Consider the following 22,797-nt stretch of genomic DNA (forward strand, 5'->3'; position numbering starts at 1 on the left):
ATGCTGCTAACGGTAGTAGAGGTTTCCACCACCCATGGTCAAGAGGGATTGATGAATGTTTTTTTTCATTTCTCTCCTGTCCCATATCCCTTGGATATGCCCACGGGAAAGGGCCTGCCATGCGCTATGGTATCCGGGTGGAATATTTATCCCGGTAGTTTCCGTGATAACTCCCGGACCGGCAAATCCGATGTTGGAAGAACGTATTCCAAACTGATACGGAGAACAACCCAGAAAACTTGCAACCGGGCCAGCATAGGAATTGGTATCGTAAATAACAAGATACAAGCCACCTGAATCCATATAACGACGGACAGCCATTGTACATCTTGGCATCTGAATTACACCGTTTGTACCTTCCTGAATTCTGATTCCGGCAGTACCGTGAACATAAGCTATCATGGGATACTGCTTGCGCTGCGCCCTTTCGATAGCTCTTATGAATTTTTCACCTTCAGCAGCGCCTACAGAGCCCCCCCTGAAAGGCGAAGTAAAACAGGCCACCACCGTATTGATACCCTCAATGCGGGTCTCAAAAGTTATGCAGGCCGACCGCCGGCCTGTTTTTTTACGGGCCTCGTTTATTTTAAGTGTAAAACTTTCATAATCAAGAGGGTTGCCGGATTCAATTTCAGAATTGAATTCAAAGGCTTCACCATAATTAAAAATATTGTACAGGTACCATTGATACTCCATACGAAAATGATGTCCGCAGTGACTGCATACTCCGGCAAAATCTCCATAAAGGTCAGGAGCCCACAGGTCAAGACATCCTTCCCGTTTAGAGTTCGGACACGTCACCGTGCGGTCTTCAACGGCCTGAGGGCTGCAATACTTCCAGATACCATCAGATCGGCATACACCTTGATTAGGATTGGAAAGTTTGAACAGTTTTTCCTTTAATTCACTGGACATGCCCCGGACACTGTGCTCATTTTCGCCATTCACCCGAAGCCAGCGGCAGGTGCTGTCTTTTACAAATCTGGCCTCTGCCTGAAGATCTTCCATGCCTCTTTTGGTAAATTTAATTACCCGCCCGAAAAGATCATATAGAACCAGAGATTTTGTCGACCATGCCAGCCCCTGCAAAGCAGATCCGGCCTTTATAAAAAGCGAGCGGTTATCTACAAAAGCTCCGGAGGCCATCCGCCTGTATTTTTCATGTCTCTGGACTATAAGTCTGGCCCGTGCTGAACGGCCGAGATCCCAACGCATGAAAACAGCTTCCCCGTCGCCCTTATCTTGCCCGCGCAGGGCCATGGCACGAAAAAGTTTCATACCCCTGACAGAAGCGCAGACTTCGTTGGTAGCTCTGATTACTTCACGCCGAAGTGAGCGGAAAAAGTCGTAATGATAAGGTCTGGCTCCAAGTTCCGGCTCTTTGATAACTCTGTCTATATATCCAAGCCGGAGATTATCCTCGGCGGTTATCTTAAGTCTGGCGGCACTGCGTGAAACAAGTTCAGGTGAAACTCTTTGACCACCGCGGGTCTTTCCTTCAATCGCTGCGGCACCTTCAGGTGAAATAACCGAGTAATATCCGTGTGAAAGCATCAGCCTGCGGTCAGCCAGACCTATTGCCTCCGCTCCGCCGGACCCTCCTTCTGAAAAGACCGCTACAATGGGCACGTCTATTTTTGAAATATCATAAAGATTGCGGGCAATCTGCTGGGCTGCTCCGGGATAATCCTCAACAGGGTATGAACCGGGAGTAAAAATATAGGTATGTATAGGAATGCCTTCTTCCTGTGCCACCTTCATGTAATGCAGAGCTTTTGCATTGCCCCACGGCTTTGCAGAACCTCCGTTGCGATATTCTTCACCATGCCCTTTTTCATGACCTATTACCATAACCGGCTGATTTATAACCTTGTTGCCGACTTTTCGGGAGATATAGGCCTGAGCGATAAGCATGGCAGGATCAATACTGAATTCTCCGAGTCCTCCGAGCTCAGTATAATTATCATAAACATTTTCAAGAATATCAGTGAGGCATATCCGTTGCGGATGGCGGACAATTCGCACCAGATCCATTGCTGTCAGCTGTTTCTCAAGCTTTGATTCGAGAAAATTAAAAAGATCTTCCAATCGGACCAAAGACTGTTCAACAGAAGTTCCCCCACTGGAAAGCAGCCTCCGGCACCCTTCCAGCTCACTCTCAAGCAGCAGGATGCTTTCATTTTCATTATCCCCGAATATATCCCGGATATATTGCAGTCTGCGTGAAAGAAAATCTATTTTCTTATCAAACTTCATATTGGTACCGCTTGCTTTCAAAAGGCATCAGAATTCAAGAATTACAGATGTTTTTTCCCTAAGATATTCTATATTTGATTCAAGGCTTCTTCCAACCCCGTCAGTTCCTTCCAAAACCAGTGAATCCAAAAATTCAAGACCTCTCTGTTTCACCTCAGACAATGAATTTCCATTAATCACGGCCAGAGCCAGATTAGGATCAAAGTCTGTCGGAATATCATAATGTTCCGACAACGGTATATGGGTATGAACTTTCAACCACGGTCTGTCCTGCCAGTTGAAATCAGTTATAGTTCCCACCCACGGAGAAAAATTTTTATCCGGGTTTTCTGCAATAATACGGTATTCAATGCCAACCCCGGTAAAAGATATATCATTCTGGCTGTAATAAAGCTTTCCACCCAGCCCCAGACGAATCTGCTCCCTGACAATATCAACACCTTCGCCTTCGATAGTGGAGATTGCGGCTGAGACACCGTTTTCAACCTGAATTCTAGTATTTACTTCCATAAGAAACGGTTCGCCGCGCGGGGTAACTATCCATTCCCAGGTGCCGACATTATCATAACCGACCTTTGCGGCCATAGAAAGAGAATGCCCGGTGATACTGTCCAAGACACTGCCGGCATCAAAAAGGTAGTGAATCTCATCCGGGACAAATCCGGGGGCAACTTCAAGACGTTTCTGATTGCCATTGCTTTGGATTGAGCAATTTCTGGTGCCGAAATGAACATGCTTTTTACCGGATTTTTCAGAAACTATCTGGACTTCAAGATGGTTGAAACCAAATATACGCTGTTCAATCAGAACACCTTCATCATTGAACTGTCTCTTTGCGTAGTTCCTGATTCTTCTATAGACGCTGCGGAATTCATCAGGATCAAGAACCTCTTCGATTCCCATGCCTCCGCCCCCGGCTGAGGCTTTAACCATTACACTGGCGGACGGAAATCCCTGTTCCTTCTGAAAATAAAAAAGATTTTCTGCAAGCTCAACAGCCTCAATTTCGTCATAAATAGGACTGTCTGAACCGGGAACAGTAGGCACTTCAAGGCTTCTTGCCAGACGTTTGGTATTTATCTTATCCCCAAGTTCTCTAATCACCCACCATGAAGGCCCTATAAATATAAGTGGATTATCCCGTTCAACAGTCCTGCGTGCAAAGCGGTAGTCTTCGGCAAAAAATCCATAGCCGGGATGAACGGCAGTTGCGCCGCAGATGTCCGCTACGCTGAAAATTTCATTGGCATCCTGATATGAAGAAATTTTGTAAAGAGACTTAGAGTCGCCATGATTTCTGGCAAAGGCAACATGACCGCTGTTTTTATCCGCCTCGGTATAAACACATGTAAAACCGTGCTTTAGTTCCAGACATGCCTGAGCAATTCTGATCGCAATTTCGCCGCGGTTGGCTATAATTATCCTGTGCTCTCCACTCATGAAAAAGCTCCCGGAAAAAATTTTATCTCAATACATACAAAAAAATCCCAAGAGATGTTCCACCTGTATCACAGAAAGGAACTACCCTGAGATTATAAAAATAAACATGCCCTCTTCAGGACATCTGGCAGCAAATTTGTAAGAATCAGACCTTACGCCCCTTCTTCTTCCGCAGCAGGATCATATGCTTCTGAACTTCCAGCACCAGTTTATCAAGTCGCTGTTCCTGATACATATCCAGATCAACAAAAACACAGCCCATAAGACCGTCTCCGATATCACGGACAACCTTTATATTAAGATCGGTCAGTAATTCTTTTTCCCCCAGAATAAGAGAAATATTAAGTTCTGTTTCAAGATCGAAAGTATGCTCCTCTGAACAAAAAGCCACTCCCTTTACGCTGAAGTCCTTGACCTGAAAATTCTTATCATAGCCTTCAATTCTTACAGCCAGTCCGGGAAGACTGGTCCTGAAAGCTCCTCGTGAAGAATTACTATCTATTTTTATATCCATAAAGCTATCCAACCTTTAATTGGTTACCACATAAAAGTTACGTTTTCCTGACTCATTAAGGACCGGTAAGTATTTTTTCCAGAACAAACTCTATTCTTCTGTTGCGCTGTCTGTTTCTTTCAGAATTGTTTGGAACAAGAGGGTCCATTTCGCCCAGCCCGGTTGCCGTAAGCCTGTTTGGTTTGATACCCAATTTCATAAGATATCTCAACACATTAACAGCTCTAAGGGATGATATCTCCCAGTTGTCCCGAAGTCTTGAACCAGCCCTTACAGGACGATTATCGGTATACCCCTTGATGTTTATAGACTGATCAGGATGGGAGATAAAAAAATCCCTCATGGCCTTGATTGCAGCCTGTCCCTGCGGAGTCAGAGTTATCTCTCCGGGTCTGAACAATACATCAGCAGGAAGTTTTATGGTTATTTTCCCATCTTCAAAATTCGCACTCAGAAGACCTTCAACACCTTTTGTGGACTGCAGGTATTTAACATCCTGAAAAACACGCTGCTGAGCCTTTATTATCTGACGCCTTGTCATGACCTGATTAAGAATCATGCCGGCTTCTTCACGGGCTACTTTACTTGTTGCAATCTTGTCCATTTTGCCGTGTATAGCCTTGGTCACGGACTGAAAAGTCATATCAAACTTATGGGTATCTATCTCGGACATGGAATAAAGAAGAATAAAGAAAACAAGTAGAAGCATGCATAAGTCAGCAAAAGTCGTTATCCATTCATTGCCTTCTTCTTCATCTTCATCCGGTTCGATGAAAAGATCTTCAAGAGATTTATCGCCCTTCCCCATAAGCTATTCTCCCTGTCTTTCCTTAGGAGCCAGAAAAGATGAAAGCTTCTCATAAACAAGTCTCGGATTATTATTTTCAAGAATTGATTTTGCACCTTCAAATATTATTTCCAGATGCAACTGTTCCTGCAGAGTTCTTGCTCTGAGTTTTGCTCCTATGGGAATAAAAAGCAGAGTAGCCAGAAGCGATCCATAAAAAGTAGTCAGAATAGCAACAGCCATTGCCGGACCGATAGAACTTGGGTCCTGCAGATTGGAAAGCATCTGAACCAGACCAATGAGAGTTCCGAGCATTCCAAAAGCCGGAGCAAGCCCAGCCAGCCTCTTGTAGACATCCTGCGCAATTTTGTGACGCCGCTTCATAGCCGAAATTTCAATTGAAAGGGTAGCTCTTATAAGTTCAGGATCAGCGTTGTCAGCAATTAGCTGGCAGGCTTTCCGCAGAACCACATTTTCTGTCTGAACATTTTCAAGAGCGATAAGGCCTTCGCGGCGGCTTATTTCAGCAACCTTGACCATGATATTGACAACTTCACTGACTTTTACTTTACGCGAAGCAAAAGCTTTGAAGCCTGCTATCATAGCCTGAAGAACCTCCTCAAATGGGAAGGCTACACAAACCGAAGCCAGGGTTCCGCCTATTACAATCATCATGCCGGGTATATTTACAAAAACATTAACGGCTCCGCCCATGAAGATGGCGCCGACAACAAGTGAAAGCCCGACAAGCATTCCTATCAGAGTGGAAAAATCCATAGAATCCCGTTCTCTTTTCGGTTAAACTTACGAAGTAACATTAATTCAGGCTGATATTTTATTCATTACAACCTTGAAACACTCTACCGGATTGAACAATGATCTCCCCTGCTTCAATAAAAAACATTAATACATACATAAAAGAAAAGATAGGCTTTATTCAACCAGAAACTGTCGGAGTTATTTTAGGTTCCGGGCTTGGTGATGCAGTTACACGCATGGATGAAGCTTCAACAGTTTCATACAGTGATATTCCCGGCTTCCCCTGCTCAACAGTTAAAGGCCACAGTGGTAAAATTATATATGGAAAGCTGAAAGGTAAACCGGTTATGGTTTTCAGCGGTCGCTTTCATCTATACGAAGGATATTCACCGGCTCAGGCATGCATTCCTGTAAGAGTTATGGGAGATCTGGGGATCAGCCGTATAATAATAACCAATGCAGCCGGCGCACTTAACCCGCAATTTGATGCAGGCGATCTGATGCTTGTTACAGACCATATCAACTTTACAGGGCAATCACCTTTAACAGGCGAAAATTATGAAGAATGGGGATTAAGATTTCCTGATATGAGCAGGGTCTACAGCCGGAGACTGATTGAGACCGCAATAAAATGTTCCCTGCAGGAAGGAGTTCGGCTTGAACGTGGAGTTTACATACAGGTTCCCGGACCGCAGCTTGAAACCCCGGCAGAAACACGCATGCTGAAAAATATGGGAGCGGATGCGGTGGGTATGTCCACAGTGATAGAAGCTATCGCAGCAACACATATGGGTATTGAAACCATGGCCGTGGCCTGTCTGACGAACAAAAATCTGCCAGACTGTATGGAAAAAACTACCCATGAACAGGTAATTGAGCAGGCACAAAAGTCATCTGATGCTCTTTCGCGCCTGATTCTGGCAGTTATATCTTCAATATAAAAACACATTATATACTGTAATATTTGAGAAAAAATATTTCTTAATATAGCTATGGCATTTTCATTGCATCAATTGAAATGTTTTTTTTAGATGCAATATTAAATAAGCCGGAGCAGGAATCATGAACAGCAGTTTTTTAAAGCCACTGACAGTGGTAATTTTACTGGCATCCCTTACTGCATGCAACGGGTTGAAGGATAGAACCCTTGATTATATCGGCAAACGGCCGACGACTGGACAGTTTTTTACCGAAGATGAAACATCACTTGTCGAGCTGAACTATGATGCTGGTGATGAAATAGCCGGAATGTTAAATAAGCGACTTCCGGCAGGATCGCCTATCACAGTACAATTGTTCAGATTGCGCGGTAATCCGCTGGTAACTGACTTTGCAAAAATAACCACTGAGCAGGTAGCTTCAAGAATTGCCCAGAAAGGATTCGCTGTTGTAGCCGATGCAAGCCACTATCCTACAAAAGCCAAAGACGAGGACATGCCGGACCCGGTAAAATGCGTGCTTACAGGTGCATACAGTATAGGCCCTTATTCCATATTCCTTACCGCTGCTGTAACAACTGTTGACGAAGGTCAGATTATAGGCTCATGGGACTGGACCGTACCGCTCAATAAAAATACCAGATCACTTTTACCGCATGACGAAGACAATCCTCTTGTCCCCATGGTCAACACTACATCACCATATCAGGACGATAATCCTGATAAGAACAAAGCTTCCATTAATCAGGACAGCTTCACCCCTGCTCCGGGATTTGAAGAAAATATCCGTTAATAGTTAAAAGGCGTACCTGAATTTCAAGTACGCCTTTTAAATTTTCTAAAATATAATCTTAAAATAAAAGATATAATGCTCTGCAAGCAATCAGAATAGTGGCTGTGCGAGAGGACCTCTGGATTTAATTTCACCTGTTTTTGCTACAACAATCTTTTCAACCGGTATATCAGAAGCTGCGTTTTTCATTGCCGCAGCAACTATACGGCTCATTCCAGAACAACACGGCACTTCCATTTCAAGAACAGTAACTGATTTAAGTCCGCAACCGGCAAAAATTGCACTTAACTTTTCTACATAAAGCTCAACATCATCAAACTTTGGACATCCCATAAGCACAGTTCTGCCCGGTAAGAAACGCTCGTGATATCCCGGCATGGCTACAGCCACGCAATCTGCTGTGAGAAGCAGGTCGGCACCCTTTAAAAAAGGAGCTTCAGCTGGAACAAGCCTTAACTGCACGGGCCAGTGGCTCAGTCTGGACGGCCCTGTACCCTGCTCAACCGGCTCATTGGCTGCGGCGCACGGCGAAAGTTTTTCTATTTTTGCACTCGGGCAGCCTCCGGCCCTTTGCTTTGTTCTGAGACTTTCAGGGTCAGGCATATGCTCAGGCACTTCCCGGCCCTGCTCTTTCAATAACTGTTTTACAGCTTCGGGATCAAAGTCATCGGCTTCAACTTCACGAACAGTCAAAGCTCCGGTGGGACATTCACCAAGACAAGCTCCAAGGCCATCACAAAATTTTTCCGCAACAAGCCGGGCTTTACCATCTATTATCTGCAACGCCCCCTCGGCACATCCCGGCACACACTGTCCGCATCCGTTACAGAGTTCTTCATCTATTGTGATAAGTTTTCTGCTTACCTTCATTTATTGCTCCTGAAAACAATTTCATCGCTTTCGGTAGACCGGGAAAGACAACATTGTCCTTCCCGATCTTTTTAATTTTCTAAAGTTACCCGAGAATTGCTTTCAAATCGTCATCCGGGGTACTGATCGGCATAATATTAAAGTTTTCCACCAGGAAATTGAGAACATTAGGGCTGATAAACGCCGGAAGACTTGGTCCAAGACGGATATCCTTGATTCCGAGATGCAGCAGGGTCAAAAGTATAGCTACAGCTTTCTGTTCATACCACGAAAGAATCATTGAAAGCGGAAGATCATTAACTCCGCACTCGAAAGCTTCGGCAAGGGCTACAGCAATTTTGATAGCGGAATAAGCGTCATTGCACTGCCCGATATCAAGAAGCCTTGGTATACCGCCAATATCACCGAGCTGCTTATCAAAGAATCTGAACTTACCGCAGGCAAGAGTCAGCACTATGCAGTCCTCGGGAACCTTCTCAACAAATTCAGTGTAGTAGTTACGCCCTGACTTAGCTCCGTCACACCCGCCGACAAGGAAGAAATGGCGGATGGCTCCACTCTTCACGCCATCTATCACTTTATCTGCAACACCAAGGACAGTATTGCGCGCAAAACCGGAAAGAACTTTGCCTTTTTCAGTTTTCTCAGTAAATCCGTCCATCTCCAGAGCTTTTTCAATTACAGGAGTAAAATCATCATTGGAGACATGGGTTACACCGGGCCATCCCACCAGTCCGGTAGTAAAAATATTATCATGGTAGGATGTAACAGGCTTCTGAATGCAGTTTGTGGTCATAAGAATTGCACCGGGGAATTCCGCAAACTCTTTCTGCTGATTCTGCCATGCTGTTCCGTAATGCCCATAAAAATGCTTGTACTTTTTAAGTTCAGGGTAACCATGACATGGAAGCATTTCACCATGGGTATAAATGTTTATTCCCTTTCCTTCAGTCTGCTCAAGCAGCCTTCCCAAATCTTTAAGATCGTGTCCGGAAACCAGTATAGCTTTTCCTTTTTCAGCTCCAAGAGGAACTTCTGTTGGCACAGGATGCCCGTAAGTTCCGGTATTTGCAGCATCAAGAAGTTCCATAGCTTTCAGGTTGACCGCACCGCATTCCATGCATAATCCGACCAGCTCTTCCATCCCGAGATTCTCAAGAGTAGCGGCAAGGCCTTTATGGATGAAAGAATAGACTTCTTCACTTTCCTGTCCCAGAAGTGCAGCATGATCAGCATACGCGGCCACACCTTTCATTCCATAGATAAGTATCTGCTTTAAGGATTTAAGATCGGGATCAGCATCAAAGGAATCTGTTGAGAACTGCTCACCCTGCTTTTTCATTCCTTCCAGATCGGAAGCGGGGACAGTCATACTCAAAGAACAGTCTGTTCCGCCCACCTTTGCAGCGAGTTCGTCGCGAAATGCTGCGGCTTTGCTGATAAGGCCAACAAAGCGTTCATCGTCAAAATTGACGTTGGTCAAAGTTGAAAAAACAGCCTTTGCTGTAAAACGATTTATTTCAGCAGAAATTTCAATACCGTTTTTGCGGGCTTTGTCAGCCACGAGACTGAGTTCTCTGAGCATCTGGATCAGTAAATCCTGCATTGCGGAAACCTCACCGGTCTTTCCGCATACACCGGCCTTCGTACACCCAATACCCTTGGCAGTCTGTTCACACTGATTACAAAACATTTAAATCCTCCTTTAAAGAATTTTATTTCCGTGTTGTTGATGCCAGAATAGAGAAATCAGTCCTCGTGGTATTTGACACAGGTCAAAAGAAACCTTTTTTATGATTTTTTTGACTGCTCCCTGAATCAATCCTCAAAACTGATACAGTTGGCAGGACACATATCAATAGCTTCATTAATTTCTTCCTCAGACGCTCCTTCGGAATTTACAACCATAGCGAAACCTCCCGGTCCCATGGAAAAAACATTAGGGCAGGTTTCCACACAAGCTTCACATCCAATGCATTCATCCGTATCAATAACAACCTGACGAGCCATAACAATCTCCTTTTTTTAAAGTTGGGTTTGAAACAATAACATACCGCACGAATAAAATTCAACAGATAAACTCCAGGCACATATTCATGCTGCGCATGAAAAAATACCGGAATAAAATCTAATCATATTCTGGCGACGCCCAGAAAAACAGCATGAAGGGAAGAAACTAAAACAATAAAAATCATACGTGATGTTTCAGCGGATAAAAACGGGAGATGATAATCAATGCTTGAGTGTCCGCATGCGGAGACACAATCCCCGCATAACGTGCAGGAAATTCCCGGACGGCCCAGCTCTATATCACGAATTGAAAGCGCGCTATAGCGGCAGACTCTGGAACATGCACCACAATGTGAACATTCATGATTAATTTTTATTCTCCACAGTGAAAGCTTTCCAAGCAGGTTCGAAATAATTCCCATGGGGCAGAAAGTGGAACAATGAACCATGACCCCAAGCCTGCGGGAAAAAAGAAGCATTACAGCTATTCCAGCAATCCCGAATAAAGCCGCAGCCCCAAAAGCAAGCACGCCGGGTACTTCCAAAATCCTCATCAGATATGCAGCTAGAATTACCAATATCAAAAGTACGAGCCTGAGCCAGAGAATCCAGCCTTTAAGCGGATGATACTTTTTGCCTGACATACGACTCAGGCGGTCATCCCATGCTCCGATATAGCAAAGCCAGCTGCACCATGCCGGCCCCACAATAAAAATTGAGGCTGTAAACAGAACAGGCATAAAATACCCGCCGCCACGGAACACAGGTCCTGCCGCAATAAGAGCCGGAACGGGAACATGCAGAGTCCCTGTCATCAACATTTTATCAACTCCGGCAATGCCAAAAATAAATTGGGAGAAAAAGACAAGTGAAAACAGAAGCCAGATAACAGGTCTAATTTTCCGCATTCCTGCTGGATCAGCCATTTTATATACCAGCCATGAGGAATAATAAGACAGCAGAAGAATCTCCAGCAGACCTGCCCCCGCAAAAAATCTGTCAGCCGGGAAAAATCTGTCAGCAAGAAAAATATCAAAAGGAGCTTTGCTTCTGGCTGTAAAGCATAATAAAAAGGTCAGACAAAAAGCCGAAGCACGATAACGGCTGTGACCTTGTTCTCTGTAAAACCATTTTTTACCAGTAGCGCTGCAACACATCACAAACGCAGCAATGCTAATTCCAAAAACTGCCGTCATTATCAGGGCCAGCCGAATCCACGGCTGCCCGAGAGAATTTCTGATATCTATAAACATTCCACCAACATAAAGCCAGAAGATGGATAGTATCAGCATTGACAGGGCAAGAACTTCCGCACACCATGCTTTGCGTGAAAAGATCATGGGCAACGCAGCCACAACAGTCAGAGCCTCAATAATATTCCCAAAACGCAAGGCGTGAGCCGTTGCAAGTAAAACGCAAAACATCAAAGACAGTGGCGTCAGCAGATTTCGACTCATTAATCCTCTAAAATAGGCTCATATCCGGTTTTATCAAAGATAAGCCCGAACCTTTTACCATATTCATAATTATTCATGTAGAGGGCCAGAGCCTTTTCAATGAGTTCCAGCACTTCTTCACTGGTATAAACTCCGGGGAGTTCGCTTCCCAGCCGGGGGTGCCGTCCAAGCCTGCCACCCATCAAAACCCTCCACCCGCTGCGCGCGCAGGAAACAGCTTCAACCGGACATGCCTCCAGACACTGTCCACAGACCAGACATTTTTCACGGGTTATGACAACCCTTCCGTCAACAATATTGAGAGCATCATCAGGACATGCCGAAGCACACTCTCCACATCCGATACACTGGCTATGCTCAAAAACAGGTACACATGCACGAATAAGACCGATATCCGCAATATGCGGTCTGGTACATCCGTTAGGACATGCTGCTGCTCTTACTTTAAAAACATTATGACCACGAAACTTCTCTCCCATCTGCTCTTCGGCAAAATCAGGCCATCCACTTTTTTCTATAGTCTTTTCAATTTTTGCGGCAAAATCTTCAGAGACAAAAAGAGCAAAATGACACTGGACTCCGCCTTTACCGCCTCTACAGACTTCAACTGAATATTTTTCTTTCATTTTTTCTCCAGCAAACAACATGAACAACCATTCAAATTATTTTAATTTCAACAAAATCAAACCCGCCGCCGGACTTTGTTTATTTTATTTTATATGCAATAAATTTTTGGAGTATCTGATTCAGGTCAATAAATCAGTTAGAAATAATCAACAAAACAATATCGTAATAAAAATGAAACAATATATTAATACAATAGCTTTATTTGAAGGCCTTCAAAGTGCCCAGATTAAAAAAATTTCAGAAATAGCCATAACCAAAAAAGCTCGTAAAAATGAGCTGTTATTCTCATCAGGAGAAAAAGCTGAAGGTTTTTATGGCATTACAACAGGAAAAGTCAAAGTGTACCGTTCTTCTCCTTCCGGCAAGGAACAGATTATCCATATTTTTGGTCCGGGACACGTTTTTGGTGAGGTTCCTGTTTTTCAGGGAGGCAGTTACCCTGCCAATGCAATGGCTATGGAAAGCAGTGAACTTTTTTACTTCGGGAGAAATGATTTTCGGCGGATAATTGAAGAAGACCCTGATCTGGCTATGAATATGCTGGCCGTTCTTTCAAAAAGACTTAGACTTCTGGTCAATCAGGTTGCAGCACTGAGCCTGAGCGAAGTTCCCGGACGGCTGGCAGCATATTTACTGCTGCTCAAATCTTCACAACAGCAGGATGAACTGCAACTGGAGCTGCCCAAAGGACAGATTGCCGCATATCTTGGAACTATTCAGGAGACTCTTTCAAGAGTTCTTAAAAAAATGAGTGAACAGGGAATTATCTCTGTAAACGGCAGAACAATCACCATAATTGATGAAGAAACACTTAAAAATATAGCAAATGGCAACGAGCAGCTTTAGCACATAATGCGGAGGTAAAAATGGCTCAAAAAATTAAACTTTTATTTCTATGTACTGGTAATTCATGCAGAAGCCAGATGGCGGAAGGCTGGACCAGACATCTAAAAAATGACCTTATTGAAGTCCGCTCTGCCGGTATAGAAAAACACGGTCTGAATCAGAATGCGGTTAAAGTAATGAGTGAAGCAGGAGTGGATATATCAGGGCACAGCTCAAAACTTATAGATGAGCTGGATATTCAGGACTTCGACTATGTAATAACCGTCTGCGGTCATGCCGGAGAAAACTGCCCCTATTTTCCGGGCAAAGTAATACATAAAGGTTTTGACGATCCGCCGGCGCTGGCAAAAAACGCTTCATCAGAAGAACAGGCATTAAAACATTTCAGGCGAGTGCGTGATGAAATCAGGAATTATGTGGAAACTCTGCCTCAAAGTCTTGATGAATAAGAACGCTGCATAACAAAAGCTGCTGGCAGCAGATTGTCAGCAGCTTATTCCAGCTCCCCGGCTTCCTGAATGGCTGTCTCAACAAGTGTAGCAATCTGTGGTTTGGAATACTGACGGTCAGCTCCCACAGAAAGCCCCTTGTGCCTAAGCTCCTCAGTAATTAAAGAGGAGAAAAGATACACTGTAAGTTTTTTGAGAACTTCATCATTCTTTATTTTACGAGTCAGTGCGTGGCCGTCCATAACCGGCATTTCTATATCAGAAACAACAAGCTGAAGCAGATCGGTTATGGGAACATTTCTGGCGACTGCTTTTTCTTTAAGCTCTAAAAGGGCATCCCATGTTTCCTGACCGTTAGCATAGGCAGAAACAGAGAAGCCGCCCTTCTCCAATGCTCCCTTTACAAGATTGCGCATGGACCTTGAATCATCAGCACAAATTGCGTTGTAGACAGCATGGTCCACCTTTACCACGTCCTCAAGATTCTTGATGGACTTTGAGGGACAAAGGTCATCCATAGCCTGCTCAAGATCAAGAATCTGCATGATTCTGTCAGGATCTGTAAGCTTGACAGTTCCGATAATGGTTCCTTCAGCATATTCAGCCATTCTTCCTGAAAGAGCTTCAAGATCGGACCAGCTTATCCTGTGGATTCGATTAACTCCTGAAACCATAAAAGCACTTACGGTATCATTAAACTCGGTCACAACAATCATTCTTTTGGAGCTATCCGTTTCCCTGAGTTTTAACCATCCGCACAAATCCATCAAAGGAATGACTCTGCCCATGAACTCGAACATGCCGATAACCAGAGGGTTGGTTATATCTACCTGAGCGTTTTGAAGTCTTTGAGTATTTTTATTTGTACCGGAAAAATTTTTAAGATCGGAATCACGCATGATCTTTTTAACTTTTGCCACATTCAACCCGAAAGACCAGCGCTTATACTTGTCTCCCATACCTTCATCAAGATAAAGTTCAAGTATTTCAACTTCATTTGTACCAGCTTTCAACAAAATATTAGAACCGGCCATAATACTCCCTGAATCCGTGCAATTCGGTCATGGATAAACATTTATTTCATAATCACAGACTGAAAAAATCCATATAAATTTAAATCATTAAACTATTTTGTGACAAATCTATTCCTGCATGCAAAATTATTTGTAACAATCAACTGATTTTTAAAGATTTCGCCAGAGAAGACAACTCCCAGTGAATTATTAAAAAAATTAAAGCCGATACACATATTAAAAAACAATAACAGATCAAGGGCAACAATTACACCTGATTTTACACTCTCACTGATTTAATAAAGAATATGCAGGCCTTCAGTCCACAGGCACTCATTTATTACAAAAAAATTCCCAAATCAGACGGACCAATATCAAACTTTTTTATTGAATAGGCTGTTCACAGCTGTAGCCAGAACAACTTTCCCTGGCAAATTTCTTTCATCTTCCTAATACATATACTTGCAAGTTGGAGGAATGTCTTCACTTCTAAAGTTTAAATTTTTGAGCAGCGGATGAGCCGCATACAAAAAACCACCTATATCTTATACAAAAAATAATCTATAACCATTTTAAAAATAATCAATAACTTCCATTTGATGAACTTAAACTCCAGCATCGGGAGAAAAAATATATATGAGCAATGGTAAAAAAGTATCTTTTAGAGCCCTATTTAATTTTGATACTTTTTTCCTTCTGTCAGCAGGAATTGTGATCTCTTTACTCACTGTTTTTTTATATATTTTTCAACCGAATTTGCTGCAATTTATTGATTACAAAATATATGACGGATACATTCAAAGCACACCATCAAAAAAGAAATCCGATATCCCGGTAATTATAGATATAGATGAAGAAAGTCTGGAAGCTCTCGGCCAATGGCCATGGCCGAGATATAGATTAGCCCGACTGCTTAATAAAATTTCAAGCTCCGGTGCAATTTCAACGGGAATCGACATCCTTTTAAGTGAACCGGACAGGACCTCGCCGGAAGTAATTCAAAAACAGCTTAAGAATGATCTTGGCGTAGATATTAATTTTCATAATCTTCCTGAAAATCTCCAAAATAATGATCAAATTCTGGCTGATACTCTTGGCAAAGGGACATTCACCCTCGGTTTTTATCTAAATTTTGAAAACCAAAAAACAGATTACCCCGGCAAGCAAAAATTCATAAAGCCCCTTTCAATAGCACAGCTTAAGACTTCAGATTCACAGCCATTGGAAAAATTAACTTTAAACGCTTCCGGAGCTGTTTCTCCCATCAGGGAACTGACTCAGGCTGCACCATATTGCGGATTTTACAACTCAATTACCGATTTTGACGGAGTTGTCAGACGCATTCCACTCATTATGTCTCTTGACGGCAGACAATACCCCAGCCTTGCCCTTTCCACTCTGATGAAAGCTTACGCTAAAAAAAATATTCTGGTTAAAACCGGAGCCGGAGGAATTGAATCCATACAATTGGGCACAACAATAATTCCTGTAGCCCCACAAGCTTTATTCATGATCCGTTATCACGGTCCTCAAAAAGAATTTCCGTATTACAGTGCAAAAGACGTCATTAGTGGAAAAATCGGACCCAAGGAGCTTAACGGTAAAATAATTTTTATCGGGACCTCAGCCGCAGGGCTTAAAGATATGCGAGTTACTCCATTCTCAGCTGATTATCCCGGAGTGGAGGTTCATGCCACAGTAGTCGACAATATACTGACCGGGAATTTCATCTTAAAACCGGACTGGGTTCCCGGCCTTGAACTTTGCTTAATTCTCATCTCAGGAATTTTAACAACATTACTTTTAACATGGACCAGATCAATCTGGATGTTTGTTCCTATAGCCGCGATTGCGGTAGCTATACTCGGAGGATCACTGTACGCTTTTACGAAATATCATATTTTTCTAACTCCGATGTATTCCTTTATCGTCCTCGCATTAAATTTTTCACTGCTTACACTCATAAAATTCTGGAGGGAGGAAGGAAAAAGAAAATTTCTTAGAGCCACATTTTCATCCTATCTGGCCCCGGAACTGATCAATGAAATGATTTCAAAACGGACCATGCCTGAGCTGGGAGGAGAAGCCAGATCAATAACAGCCTTCTTTACTGATATTCAAAATTTTTCAGAATTTTCTGAAAAGCTGACCGCAGTTCAGCTGGTTGAGCTTTTAAATGAATATCTTTCGGCCATGACAGATATATTAATCGCGGAAAAAGGCACCCTTGATAAATATGAAGGGGATGCCATCATTGCCTTTTTCGGAGCACCAATAAAAATTTCTGATCACGCTTTAAGGGCCTGCCGAGTAGCTCTGGCAATGCAAAAAATGAATAACGATCTGCGCAAAAAATGGAGCAATGAAAAAATTCAACCGGCAGCACCATCAAGAAACACTAAAAAGATACCTGACGATCAATGGATTCCCGGTGATAAGTGGCCTATTGCCGTACATAAAATGCAAACCCGCATTGGCATCAATACCGGTGAAATTGTTGTAGGCAATATGGGTAGTTCCATGCGTATGAACTATACCATGATGGGAGATGCCGTTAACACGGCAGCCCGCCTTGAGGCCGGAGCCAAGCAGTATGGGATTTATACCGCAGTCAGCGATTTTACACTTCAACAGAAATGCAAAGATACGCAAGGCAGGATATGCAGAGTTATTGATTTTTTCGAGGTCAGGCTTATCGACTGCATTCAAGTAGTAGGCAAAGAGGAGCCGCTAAAAATTTATGAACTGCTGTCAGTAAAAGGAAAATTAACCGGGGATGAAAAAATCCTGCTCAATCTGTTCAATAAAGCCAGAAAACATTATGCGGCGATGGAATGGGATAAGGCCGTCAATATGTTCCATGAAGCTCTAAAATACGAAAGATTTAAGGATTGCAAAATAAACCCGACCAAAGTTCTGCTGAAAAGAGCTGAATATTATAAATCAAATCCACCTGTGCCTGCCGGAGAAACATGGGACGGTATTCATCGCCTGACCCAAAAATAAAAATGCAGCCCGAGACACCGGCGGTGCAACGGACTGCATTAAAAAAACAGCTAAAAAGAATATCTAAACTTTAAAAACTCTGGGACCGTCAGAACTGTCTTCTATATTGAATCCGGACCGAAGGACTTTATCCCTGAGTTCATCAGCGACTTTGAAATCTCTTGCTCTGCGGGCCTGTTCCCGGTCTTCAACCGCCTGCCTTATATTTTCAGGCAGATTCATGAACGGAACCGGCATAGCTTCATGATCAAGAATCCCAACTATCCGGTCCACTTCAAGCAGTTGCTCCAGACATGCTGAAGCCTCGCTCGAATTAAGCTTACCTGAAGCCAGATAACCGTTTACAGTTTTTGTGAAGCTGAAAAGAACAGGCCAGAAACGATGCAGTTTCAAATCTTCTTCAAGCGCCTGTGCCAAGCCGCTCTTGAGATTGAAAACTTCCTGCTCTATCTCTTCACTGACACTGCCTTCCCCTGCGGTATGCAGACTCAAACCTGCGGCCAGTTCCTGCACACGCTGCTGGTTTTTAACCCACATGGCGAGCGCCTGATCGCTGCATACAAGCGGTTTTTTGTAAGAAGAGGACAACATCCACATCCTGACAGCCATCGGCTGACCGGTTTTCTCAATCATTTCATCAACACAGGGCAAAACCTGTCCACCGGGCTGAACAGGCTGCGAAACCATCCATGCCTGAGGTGAAACTCCTGCTCCGGCCCATATTGCCCGCAAATTTTCCAGATGGGGGAACCTGTGTGTTTCCCCTGCAAGAAGAATTGAGACTGAAGGGAGACTTTCAAGAGCGGTAACAGCGTGCTGTAAAAACCAGCTGGGCCTTACATTTCCCCATTCGGTTTCAATTATATCGCCAAGCTTGAGGTCCTGAAGAGTAGCCCGCTTAAGTAAAGTAAAATCACGGGGATTTTCCTTGACGTAATCATCCATGTCCACAGTTTTTCCGAGGCTGACCTTGTCAATATCCATACTGCCCATCTGACCGTAACCCTTGTCACGGGAAACATCGAAATAAACTGAGCGCAGCTTCTCATAGGCAAGCCCTCTGGCAAGCAGAGTTCTGCAAAGTTCTATGCCCCTCTCAACGCAGGTCGAAGCCCTGTAAAATCCCACTTTATCTCCAACACCAAGAAGACGGGACATTTTATCAACAGCAGTTGTTATTTCTTTTGAAAAACTGTCGCGGTCGACCCCGCGGTCGCGTGAAGCGGCAAGAGTCTGATCTTCAAGATCGGACATACTTACCGTAGCGGAAATACTGCCGCCCTGACGATCGAGATGGCGCGCCATAACATCAAGCAGAATAATACGGCGAAAAGCTTCCGGGTCATAAGGGTTATCAAAAGAAGGCCCTATGGTGACCAGTCCGGTATCCGAAGCCCCGATATCAAGAACTTTTGTCTTACCACTGGAAAAATCAAAAACCTTCGGTCCCTTGATGAGGGGCGGCCTGAACAAAGGAGTTGAGAGATAGCGTTCACCACCATCAGGAAAAATGGCAACAACCAATCCTTCATCAAGTTCAGCAGCAATACTTGCTGCACCGGCACAGGCAGCACCGGAACTCATTCCGACAAAAAGACCTTCATTTTTAGCAAGCGTGCGGCAGGCTTCAAAAGCATCTTCATCATTAACATGGATAATCCGATCCATTTTATGCTTATCATAAATACCCGGAGGATAAGACTCCTGCATATTTTTAAGACCCTGAACTTTATGTCCGGGATTCGGCTCAACAGCTATAATTTTGACGTCAGGGGAAAGCTCTTTAATTCGTTTTGCAACTCCCATAGCTGTTCCGGTTGTACCAAGACAAATCACAATATGAGTTACTTTTCCGCCTGTCTGCTCCCATATCTCCTTACCGGTCCCATTGTAATGGGCCATTATGGAAGCCTCATTATTATACTGATCCATAAGCAGATATTTGTCTGGCTGTTCCCGATAAAACCTGTAAGCCTGTTCAATGGCTCCATCCGTTGCCAGATGTCCGGGGGTCAGAAGAATTTCCGCTCCGTAGGCTTTCATTATCATTTTACGTTCTTCAGATGCAGTTTCGGGCATAATGAGCATTAGCCGGTATCCACGCACAGCGCAGGCCATTGCCAGCCCGATTCCGGTATTACCGGATGTCGCTTCAATGATAATCTTATCGGGAGTAAGGTCTCCGCTCTTTTCAGCTTTATCAAGCATGGCTCTTGCCACCCTGTCCTTGATTGAGCCTCCGGGATTCATTGATTCTATTTTAGCCAGAATTTTGACTGAATCCTTTTTTTTCAAATGTCTCAGTTCTACCAGCGGGGTTCCACCAACCAGTTCCAGTATATCTTTAGCAAACATTTATTTAATCCTATCAGTAAGTTAACAAATATCTATCAATAAAAATTTTATTCTGAATCAAACGATAAATATCGTGGCAAACATTTTGCAGTTGATACCTCGAAAATGCTGTAACGCAATTTATATGGAAACCGGACAGCATAAAAATTAATTCTGCAAGTCGTAACAAAAACATAATACGGCCAACAAAAAATTCTGCCGAGGACGATGCAATGACTGCCTATCCCTTTCTTAAAGACAACATCGAAACTCTGAAAACATGCATCCCGCCCTTTTATGCCTGGCTTAGCAGTCAGGACATTGACGAAGAAAAACTCAAAGTGAGTCTTTTCAAAAACCACTGGGGCATTCTAGACTGGAAAATGGAAGACGGAAAGGGGCTCTTTGAAGCCATAATGCCGAATGCCGTCTATAAACAATGGAATGCCGGGGAAAAGCCACATACCAGCGCTACATTTATCGTTGGCTGCAACATTGGATACGGTCTTAACCACATACTGGTCAACTCCCCTGATACACATAAAATAGTAGTTGTTGAACCAAATCCCGAAATACTTATTGCCTGCCTCGGTCAGTCCAACTTTGTCGAGTTCATAAAAATAGGCAAACTGCACTTTGCAATACCGGACCCCGACTACCTGTTTGAAATAGTGAGAAAGATGGATCTTCAATTTATTCACGGCAGAATCCATCTGCGTTCAGACATGCCCAGCCGTCAGATGGGACCTGAATATGCTCAACTTTCAGTTATGGTCAAAAACAAGCTGGAATCCTTCAGTGTTGAAATGAATACCTTGCGTCTCAGACAGGATCTTATGGTCGGCAATGAACTTGATAACTTCAGCCGGACAATGAAAGACGGGAAAATCGCCCCGATGAAAGGTTCTGCAAAAGGACTCGGTGCCGTAATCCTGGGAGCCGGACCTTCGCTTCAGACTTTCGGCCCTGAGCTGGCCAAAAATCCGGGACACGTTCTTTATACAACAGCGCTTCAAAGTATGCCCGCAGTCTATAATGTAGGCTTGAAACCGCACTTCTGCCTTGCAATCGACTTTAACGATTCAATGATGCGGGTCTTTGATCAGCTCGATATGGAATGGGCAAAGGATATCCCGCTGATTTATTCCACTAAAGTAAGAAATCAGGTTGTGGAGCGTTATCCCGGACCGACAATTCCAATGTGGACTGTCGGAGGTTTGGGAACATTTGTCTTCAAAGGTAATGAAGAAATTTTCGATGCCGGGGGTAATGTCAGTGTAACCCTGACCAGATTCCTGAACTGGTGCGATGTCAGCCACATTCTTCTGGTCGGTCAGGACTACGCATGGAAGGGTATGAATTCCCACTCCAAAGGTCACCATACTTCAGGTGCAATTTATGACAAGAAGATTCTGGCACATACTGAAGACGCTGAAGGCAATCCTTTGACCTCCACGGTGCAGTACATGGCAGCCAAAAGAGAAATGGAAGACGACATTTCCAAATTCAATACCCCGGTATTCAATTTGTATGGCGGAGCGGCTGTAATTGAAGGTTCAACAATGGTCGACATGCATAAAGTCCACATGGAAGGACTGCTTTCATCCGCTCCGGGAAGTATGGAGCATTTCATGGCCGCAATGGATATGGCCCGGACTCCGAAAGAGCGGATCTGGTTTGAAGCCCGCGGACAGAAGTGGTCGGTCTCCTTGAGACATGCCGAAAAAAGACTGGAAAAACTTTTTAAAAAATGTACCCGCAATCAGCAGGAAATCCATAAAACAATCCAGCAGATTGATTTTTTCATCCGGCAGGACCCCCTTTATCTGCCTTATCTTTATAATGAGGTCATGGATATGGCTGGAATGGCCAGAGCAAAACTCAGCTATAAACCAAAAGATCTCCCGGAACTGCGCAAAATTCTCAAAAGGACAATGCAAAAGGTTCGTAAAATGGATAAATGTCTTGCTCCCAGTCAGAGGAATCAGGCCGCCTGAAAAAACTTAAAAACAGATAAACATTTATAGCCGCGTGGTCATGGAAATATTTCTGTGACCACGCGTTTTTTTTGTTTCCTAAAAAACAGAACAAACTTTCACCCTACAAATCTGCTTAGCAATAAAAGTTAAAAAACGAGTAACAAATACGATATTGTTATTTGTATAACTGTGATGATTGTTGTATCCCTTTCGTATAATAGGGAGGAGAAATCCAATGTCACTCACAGATTATCAGGATAGAATAACCCGTCTTCAAAAAAGTCTCGGACAAGCCTTCTCCGAAGAACCATTCATCGTTAACATTCCCGGAAAATCCATCATCTTCAAGATTGATCCCTACTACTACGCAGCGTTGGAGCCGGCCTTCACAAACGGCCTCAGCAAATGGAGCGCAATGCACCGTGACAGTATCCGCGAGACACTGGTGCGCACGGGAAATGTTGTAACAAGTCCGGGAAATCTTAATCCGATAATAAAAATCCAACTGGGCTGGAATTCAAAATTTTATAAATTGAATGTCTGTTTTATCGAAGCATCATTTATAGATCATGCACTTAAAATTTATGGCGGAGTTCCCGGAGATATCGGAATGTCTGATCTGGTTATAGCTTCAACTCAAAGGGATACCGTTGACAGCTTTTTTGGGGAAAGAACCAGACTTCAATCAATCGCTTTTGCAAATCAACCCGGATAATACC

General features: G+C 43.6%; 19 protein-coding genes. 7 read left to right on the forward strand and 12 right to left on the reverse strand.

Annotated features, from left to right (window positions below):
* Positions 1-6: 6 nt before the first annotated feature.
* The 5 genes from G496_RS0109615 to G496_RS0109635 form a co-directional block, all read right to left on the reverse strand.
* Entirely contained in the window at positions 7-2,256 is a 2,250-nt protein-coding gene (locus G496_RS0109615) for an acetyl-CoA carboxylase (protein ID WP_027179099.1), read from the reverse strand.
* Between the two features lie 27 nt (positions 2,257-2,283).
* The gene (locus G496_RS0109620; RefSeq protein WP_034632947.1) at positions 2,284-3,696 is read right to left on the reverse strand and encodes an ATP-binding protein; all 1,413 of its coding nucleotides are present in this window, start codon (positions 3,694-3,696) and stop codon (positions 2,284-2,286) included.
* A gap of 145 nt (positions 3,697-3,841) precedes the next feature.
* Positions 3,842-4,210: a PilZ domain-containing protein gene (locus G496_RS0109625; RefSeq protein ID WP_027179101.1), complete on the reverse strand. Its 369-nt coding sequence runs from the start codon at positions 4,208-4,210 to the stop codon at positions 3,842-3,844.
* A gap of 55 nt (positions 4,211-4,265) precedes the next feature.
* The gene (locus G496_RS0109630) at positions 4,266-5,018 is read right to left on the reverse strand and encodes an OmpA/MotB family protein (RefSeq protein WP_027179102.1); all 753 of its coding nucleotides are present in this window, start codon (positions 5,016-5,018) and stop codon (positions 4,266-4,268) included.
* Between the two features lie 3 nt (positions 5,019-5,021).
* A complete protein-coding gene (locus G496_RS0109635) occupies positions 5,022-5,774 on the reverse strand; it encodes a motility protein A (RefSeq protein WP_027179103.1) in 753 nt (250 codons plus the stop codon).
* A 98-nt stretch (positions 5,775-5,872) separates the two neighbouring features.
* Here G496_RS0109635 and G496_RS0109640 point away from each other — a divergent pair, with 98 nt between their 5' ends.
* The gene (locus G496_RS0109640) at positions 5,873-6,697 is read left to right on the forward strand and encodes a purine-nucleoside phosphorylase (RefSeq protein ID WP_027179104.1); all 825 of its coding nucleotides are present in this window, start codon (positions 5,873-5,875) and stop codon (positions 6,695-6,697) included.
* A 121-nt stretch (positions 6,698-6,818) separates the two neighbouring features.
* Positions 6,819-7,487: a hypothetical protein gene (locus tag G496_RS19350; protein ID WP_034632948.1), complete on the forward strand. Its 669-nt coding sequence runs from the start codon at positions 6,819-6,821 to the stop codon at positions 7,485-7,487.
* 90 nt (positions 7,488-7,577) lie between these two features.
* On the opposite strand, the gene G496_RS0109650 is transcribed toward G496_RS19350, so the two are convergent.
* The 5 genes from G496_RS0109650 to G496_RS0109670 all read right to left on the reverse strand — a co-directional run bounded on the left by G496_RS0109650 (position 7,578) and on the right by G496_RS0109670 (position 12,450).
* Complete coding sequence (locus tag G496_RS0109650) at positions 7,578-8,357, reverse strand: ATP-binding protein (protein WP_027179105.1); 780 nt, start codon at positions 8,355-8,357, stop codon at positions 7,578-7,580.
* A gap of 85 nt (positions 8,358-8,442) precedes the next feature.
* Positions 8,443-10,050 carry a hydroxylamine reductase gene (gene hcp, locus G496_RS0109655; RefSeq protein ID WP_027179106.1) on the reverse strand — a complete coding sequence of 536 codons (1,608 nt, stop codon included), beginning with the start codon at positions 10,048-10,050 and terminating at the stop codon, positions 8,443-8,445.
* A 125-nt stretch (positions 10,051-10,175) separates the two neighbouring features.
* Positions 10,176-10,367: a ferredoxin gene (locus tag G496_RS0109660; protein ID WP_027179107.1), complete on the reverse strand. Its 192-nt coding sequence runs from the start codon at positions 10,365-10,367 to the stop codon at positions 10,176-10,178.
* A gap of 122 nt (positions 10,368-10,489) precedes the next feature.
* The gene (locus tag G496_RS0109665) at positions 10,490-11,824 is read right to left on the reverse strand and encodes a 4Fe-4S binding protein (protein WP_034632949.1); all 1,335 of its coding nucleotides are present in this window, start codon (positions 11,822-11,824) and stop codon (positions 10,490-10,492) included.
* Positions 11,824-12,450 (reverse strand): 4Fe-4S binding protein, encoded by a 627-nt coding sequence (locus G496_RS0109670; protein WP_027179109.1) that lies wholly within the window; start codon positions 12,448-12,450, stop codon positions 11,824-11,826. The genes G496_RS0109665 and G496_RS0109670 overlap by 1 nt, the downstream gene beginning before the upstream one ends.
* A 172-nt stretch (positions 12,451-12,622) precedes the next feature.
* Between G496_RS0109670 and G496_RS0109675 the strand changes: the two genes are divergently transcribed.
* Together G496_RS0109675 and G496_RS0109680 are read left to right on the forward strand one after the other, a co-directional pair.
* Positions 12,623-13,297 carry a Crp/Fnr family transcriptional regulator gene (locus G496_RS0109675; protein ID WP_034632970.1) on the forward strand — a complete coding sequence of 225 codons (675 nt, stop codon included), beginning with the start codon at positions 12,623-12,625 and terminating at the stop codon, positions 13,295-13,297.
* A gap of 20 nt (positions 13,298-13,317) precedes the next feature.
* Positions 13,318-13,746, forward strand: a complete 429-nt coding sequence (locus tag G496_RS0109680; RefSeq protein WP_027179111.1) for an arsenate reductase ArsC — start codon at positions 13,318-13,320, stop codon at positions 13,744-13,746.
* A 44-nt stretch (positions 13,747-13,790) separates the two neighbouring features.
* On the opposite strand, the gene G496_RS0109685 is transcribed toward G496_RS0109680, so the two are convergent.
* Positions 13,791-14,780 (reverse strand): chemotaxis protein, encoded by a 990-nt coding sequence (locus tag G496_RS0109685; RefSeq protein ID WP_027179112.1) that lies wholly within the window; start codon positions 14,778-14,780, stop codon positions 13,791-13,793.
* 690 nt (positions 14,781-15,470) lie between these two features.
* Here G496_RS0109685 and G496_RS0109690 point away from each other — a divergent pair.
* Positions 15,471-17,765: a CHASE2 domain-containing protein gene (locus G496_RS0109690; protein WP_245577893.1), complete on the forward strand. Its 2,295-nt coding sequence runs from the start codon at positions 15,471-15,473 to the stop codon at positions 17,763-17,765.
* A gap of 63 nt (positions 17,766-17,828) precedes the next feature.
* Here the strand turns inward: G496_RS0109690 and G496_RS0109695 are convergent, their stop codons facing one another.
* A complete protein-coding gene (locus tag G496_RS0109695; RefSeq protein ID WP_027179114.1) occupies positions 17,829-20,120 on the reverse strand; it encodes a cysteine synthase in 2,292 nt (763 codons plus the stop codon).
* Positions 20,121-20,332: 212 nt separating this feature from the next.
* Between G496_RS0109695 and G496_RS0109700 the strand changes: the two genes are divergently transcribed.
* A complete protein-coding gene (locus tag G496_RS0109700) occupies positions 20,333-22,096 on the forward strand; it encodes a motility associated factor glycosyltransferase family protein (protein ID WP_027179115.1) in 1,764 nt (587 codons plus the stop codon).
* A 217-nt stretch (positions 22,097-22,313) separates the two neighbouring features.
* Positions 22,314-22,793 (forward strand): hypothetical protein, encoded by a 480-nt coding sequence (locus G496_RS0109705; RefSeq protein ID WP_027179116.1) that lies wholly within the window; start codon positions 22,314-22,316, stop codon positions 22,791-22,793.
* Positions 22,794-22,797: the final 4 nt, after the last annotated feature.

It is taken from the genome of Maridesulfovibrio bastinii DSM 16055 (assembly GCF_000429985.1).
Taxonomy (GTDB): Bacteria; Desulfobacterota; Desulfovibrionia; order Desulfovibrionales; family Desulfovibrionaceae; genus Maridesulfovibrio; species Maridesulfovibrio bastinii.

Excerpts from the sequence above, each read along its gene's own strand:
- G496_RS0109660 (WP_027179107.1), bottom strand. The coding sequence starts at position 10,367 with ATGGCTCGTCAGGTTGTTATTGATACGGATGAATGCATTGGATGTGAA.
- G496_RS0109685 (WP_027179112.1), bottom strand. The coding sequence starts at position 14,780 with ATGGCCGGTTCTAATATTTTGTTGAAAGCTGGTACAAATGAAGTTGAA.
- hcp (WP_027179106.1), bottom strand. The coding sequence starts at position 10,050 with ATGTTTTGTAATCAGTGTGAACAGACTGCCAAGGGTATTGGGTGTACG.
- G496_RS0109625 (WP_027179101.1), bottom strand. The coding sequence starts at position 4,210 with ATGGATATAAAAATAGATAGTAATTCTTCACGAGGAGCTTTCAGGACC.
- G496_RS19350 (WP_034632948.1), top strand. The coding sequence starts at position 6,819 with ATGAACAGCAGTTTTTTAAAGCCACTGACAGTGGTAATTTTACTGGCA.
- G496_RS0109705 (WP_027179116.1), top strand. The coding sequence starts at position 22,314 with ATGTCACTCACAGATTATCAGGATAGAATAACCCGTCTTCAAAAAAGT.
- G496_RS0109700 (WP_027179115.1), top strand. The coding sequence starts at position 20,333 with ATGACTGCCTATCCCTTTCTTAAAGACAACATCGAAACTCTGAAAACA.
- G496_RS0109630 (WP_027179102.1), bottom strand. The coding sequence starts at position 5,018 with ATGGGGAAGGGCGATAAATCTCTTGAAGATCTTTTCATCGAACCGGAT.
- G496_RS0109650 (WP_027179105.1), bottom strand. The coding sequence starts at position 8,357 with ATGAAGGTAAGCAGAAAACTTATCACAATAGATGAAGAACTCTGTAAC.
- G496_RS0109695 (WP_027179114.1), bottom strand. The coding sequence starts at position 20,120 with ATGTTTGCTAAAGATATACTGGAACTGGTTGGTGGAACCCCGCTGGTA.
- G496_RS0109635 (WP_027179103.1), bottom strand. The coding sequence starts at position 5,774 with ATGGATTTTTCCACTCTGATAGGAATGCTTGTCGGGCTTTCACTTGTT.
- G496_RS0109620 (WP_034632947.1), bottom strand. The coding sequence starts at position 3,696 with ATGAGTGGAGAGCACAGGATAATTATAGCCAACCGCGGCGAAATTGCG.
- G496_RS0109680 (WP_027179111.1), top strand. The coding sequence starts at position 13,318 with ATGGCTCAAAAAATTAAACTTTTATTTCTATGTACTGGTAATTCATGC.
- G496_RS0109675 (WP_034632970.1), top strand. The coding sequence starts at position 12,623 with ATGAAACAATATATTAATACAATAGCTTTATTTGAAGGCCTTCAAAGT.
- G496_RS0109670 (WP_027179109.1), bottom strand. The coding sequence starts at position 12,450 with ATGAAAGAAAAATATTCAGTTGAAGTCTGTAGAGGCGGTAAAGGCGGA.
- G496_RS0109665 (WP_034632949.1), bottom strand. The coding sequence starts at position 11,824 with ATGAGTCGAAATCTGCTGACGCCACTGTCTTTGATGTTTTGCGTTTTA.
- G496_RS0109615 (WP_027179099.1), bottom strand. The coding sequence starts at position 2,256 with ATGAAGTTTGATAAGAAAATAGATTTTCTTTCACGCAGACTGCAATAT.
- G496_RS0109640 (WP_027179104.1), top strand. The coding sequence starts at position 5,873 with ATGATCTCCCCTGCTTCAATAAAAAACATTAATACATACATAAAAGAA.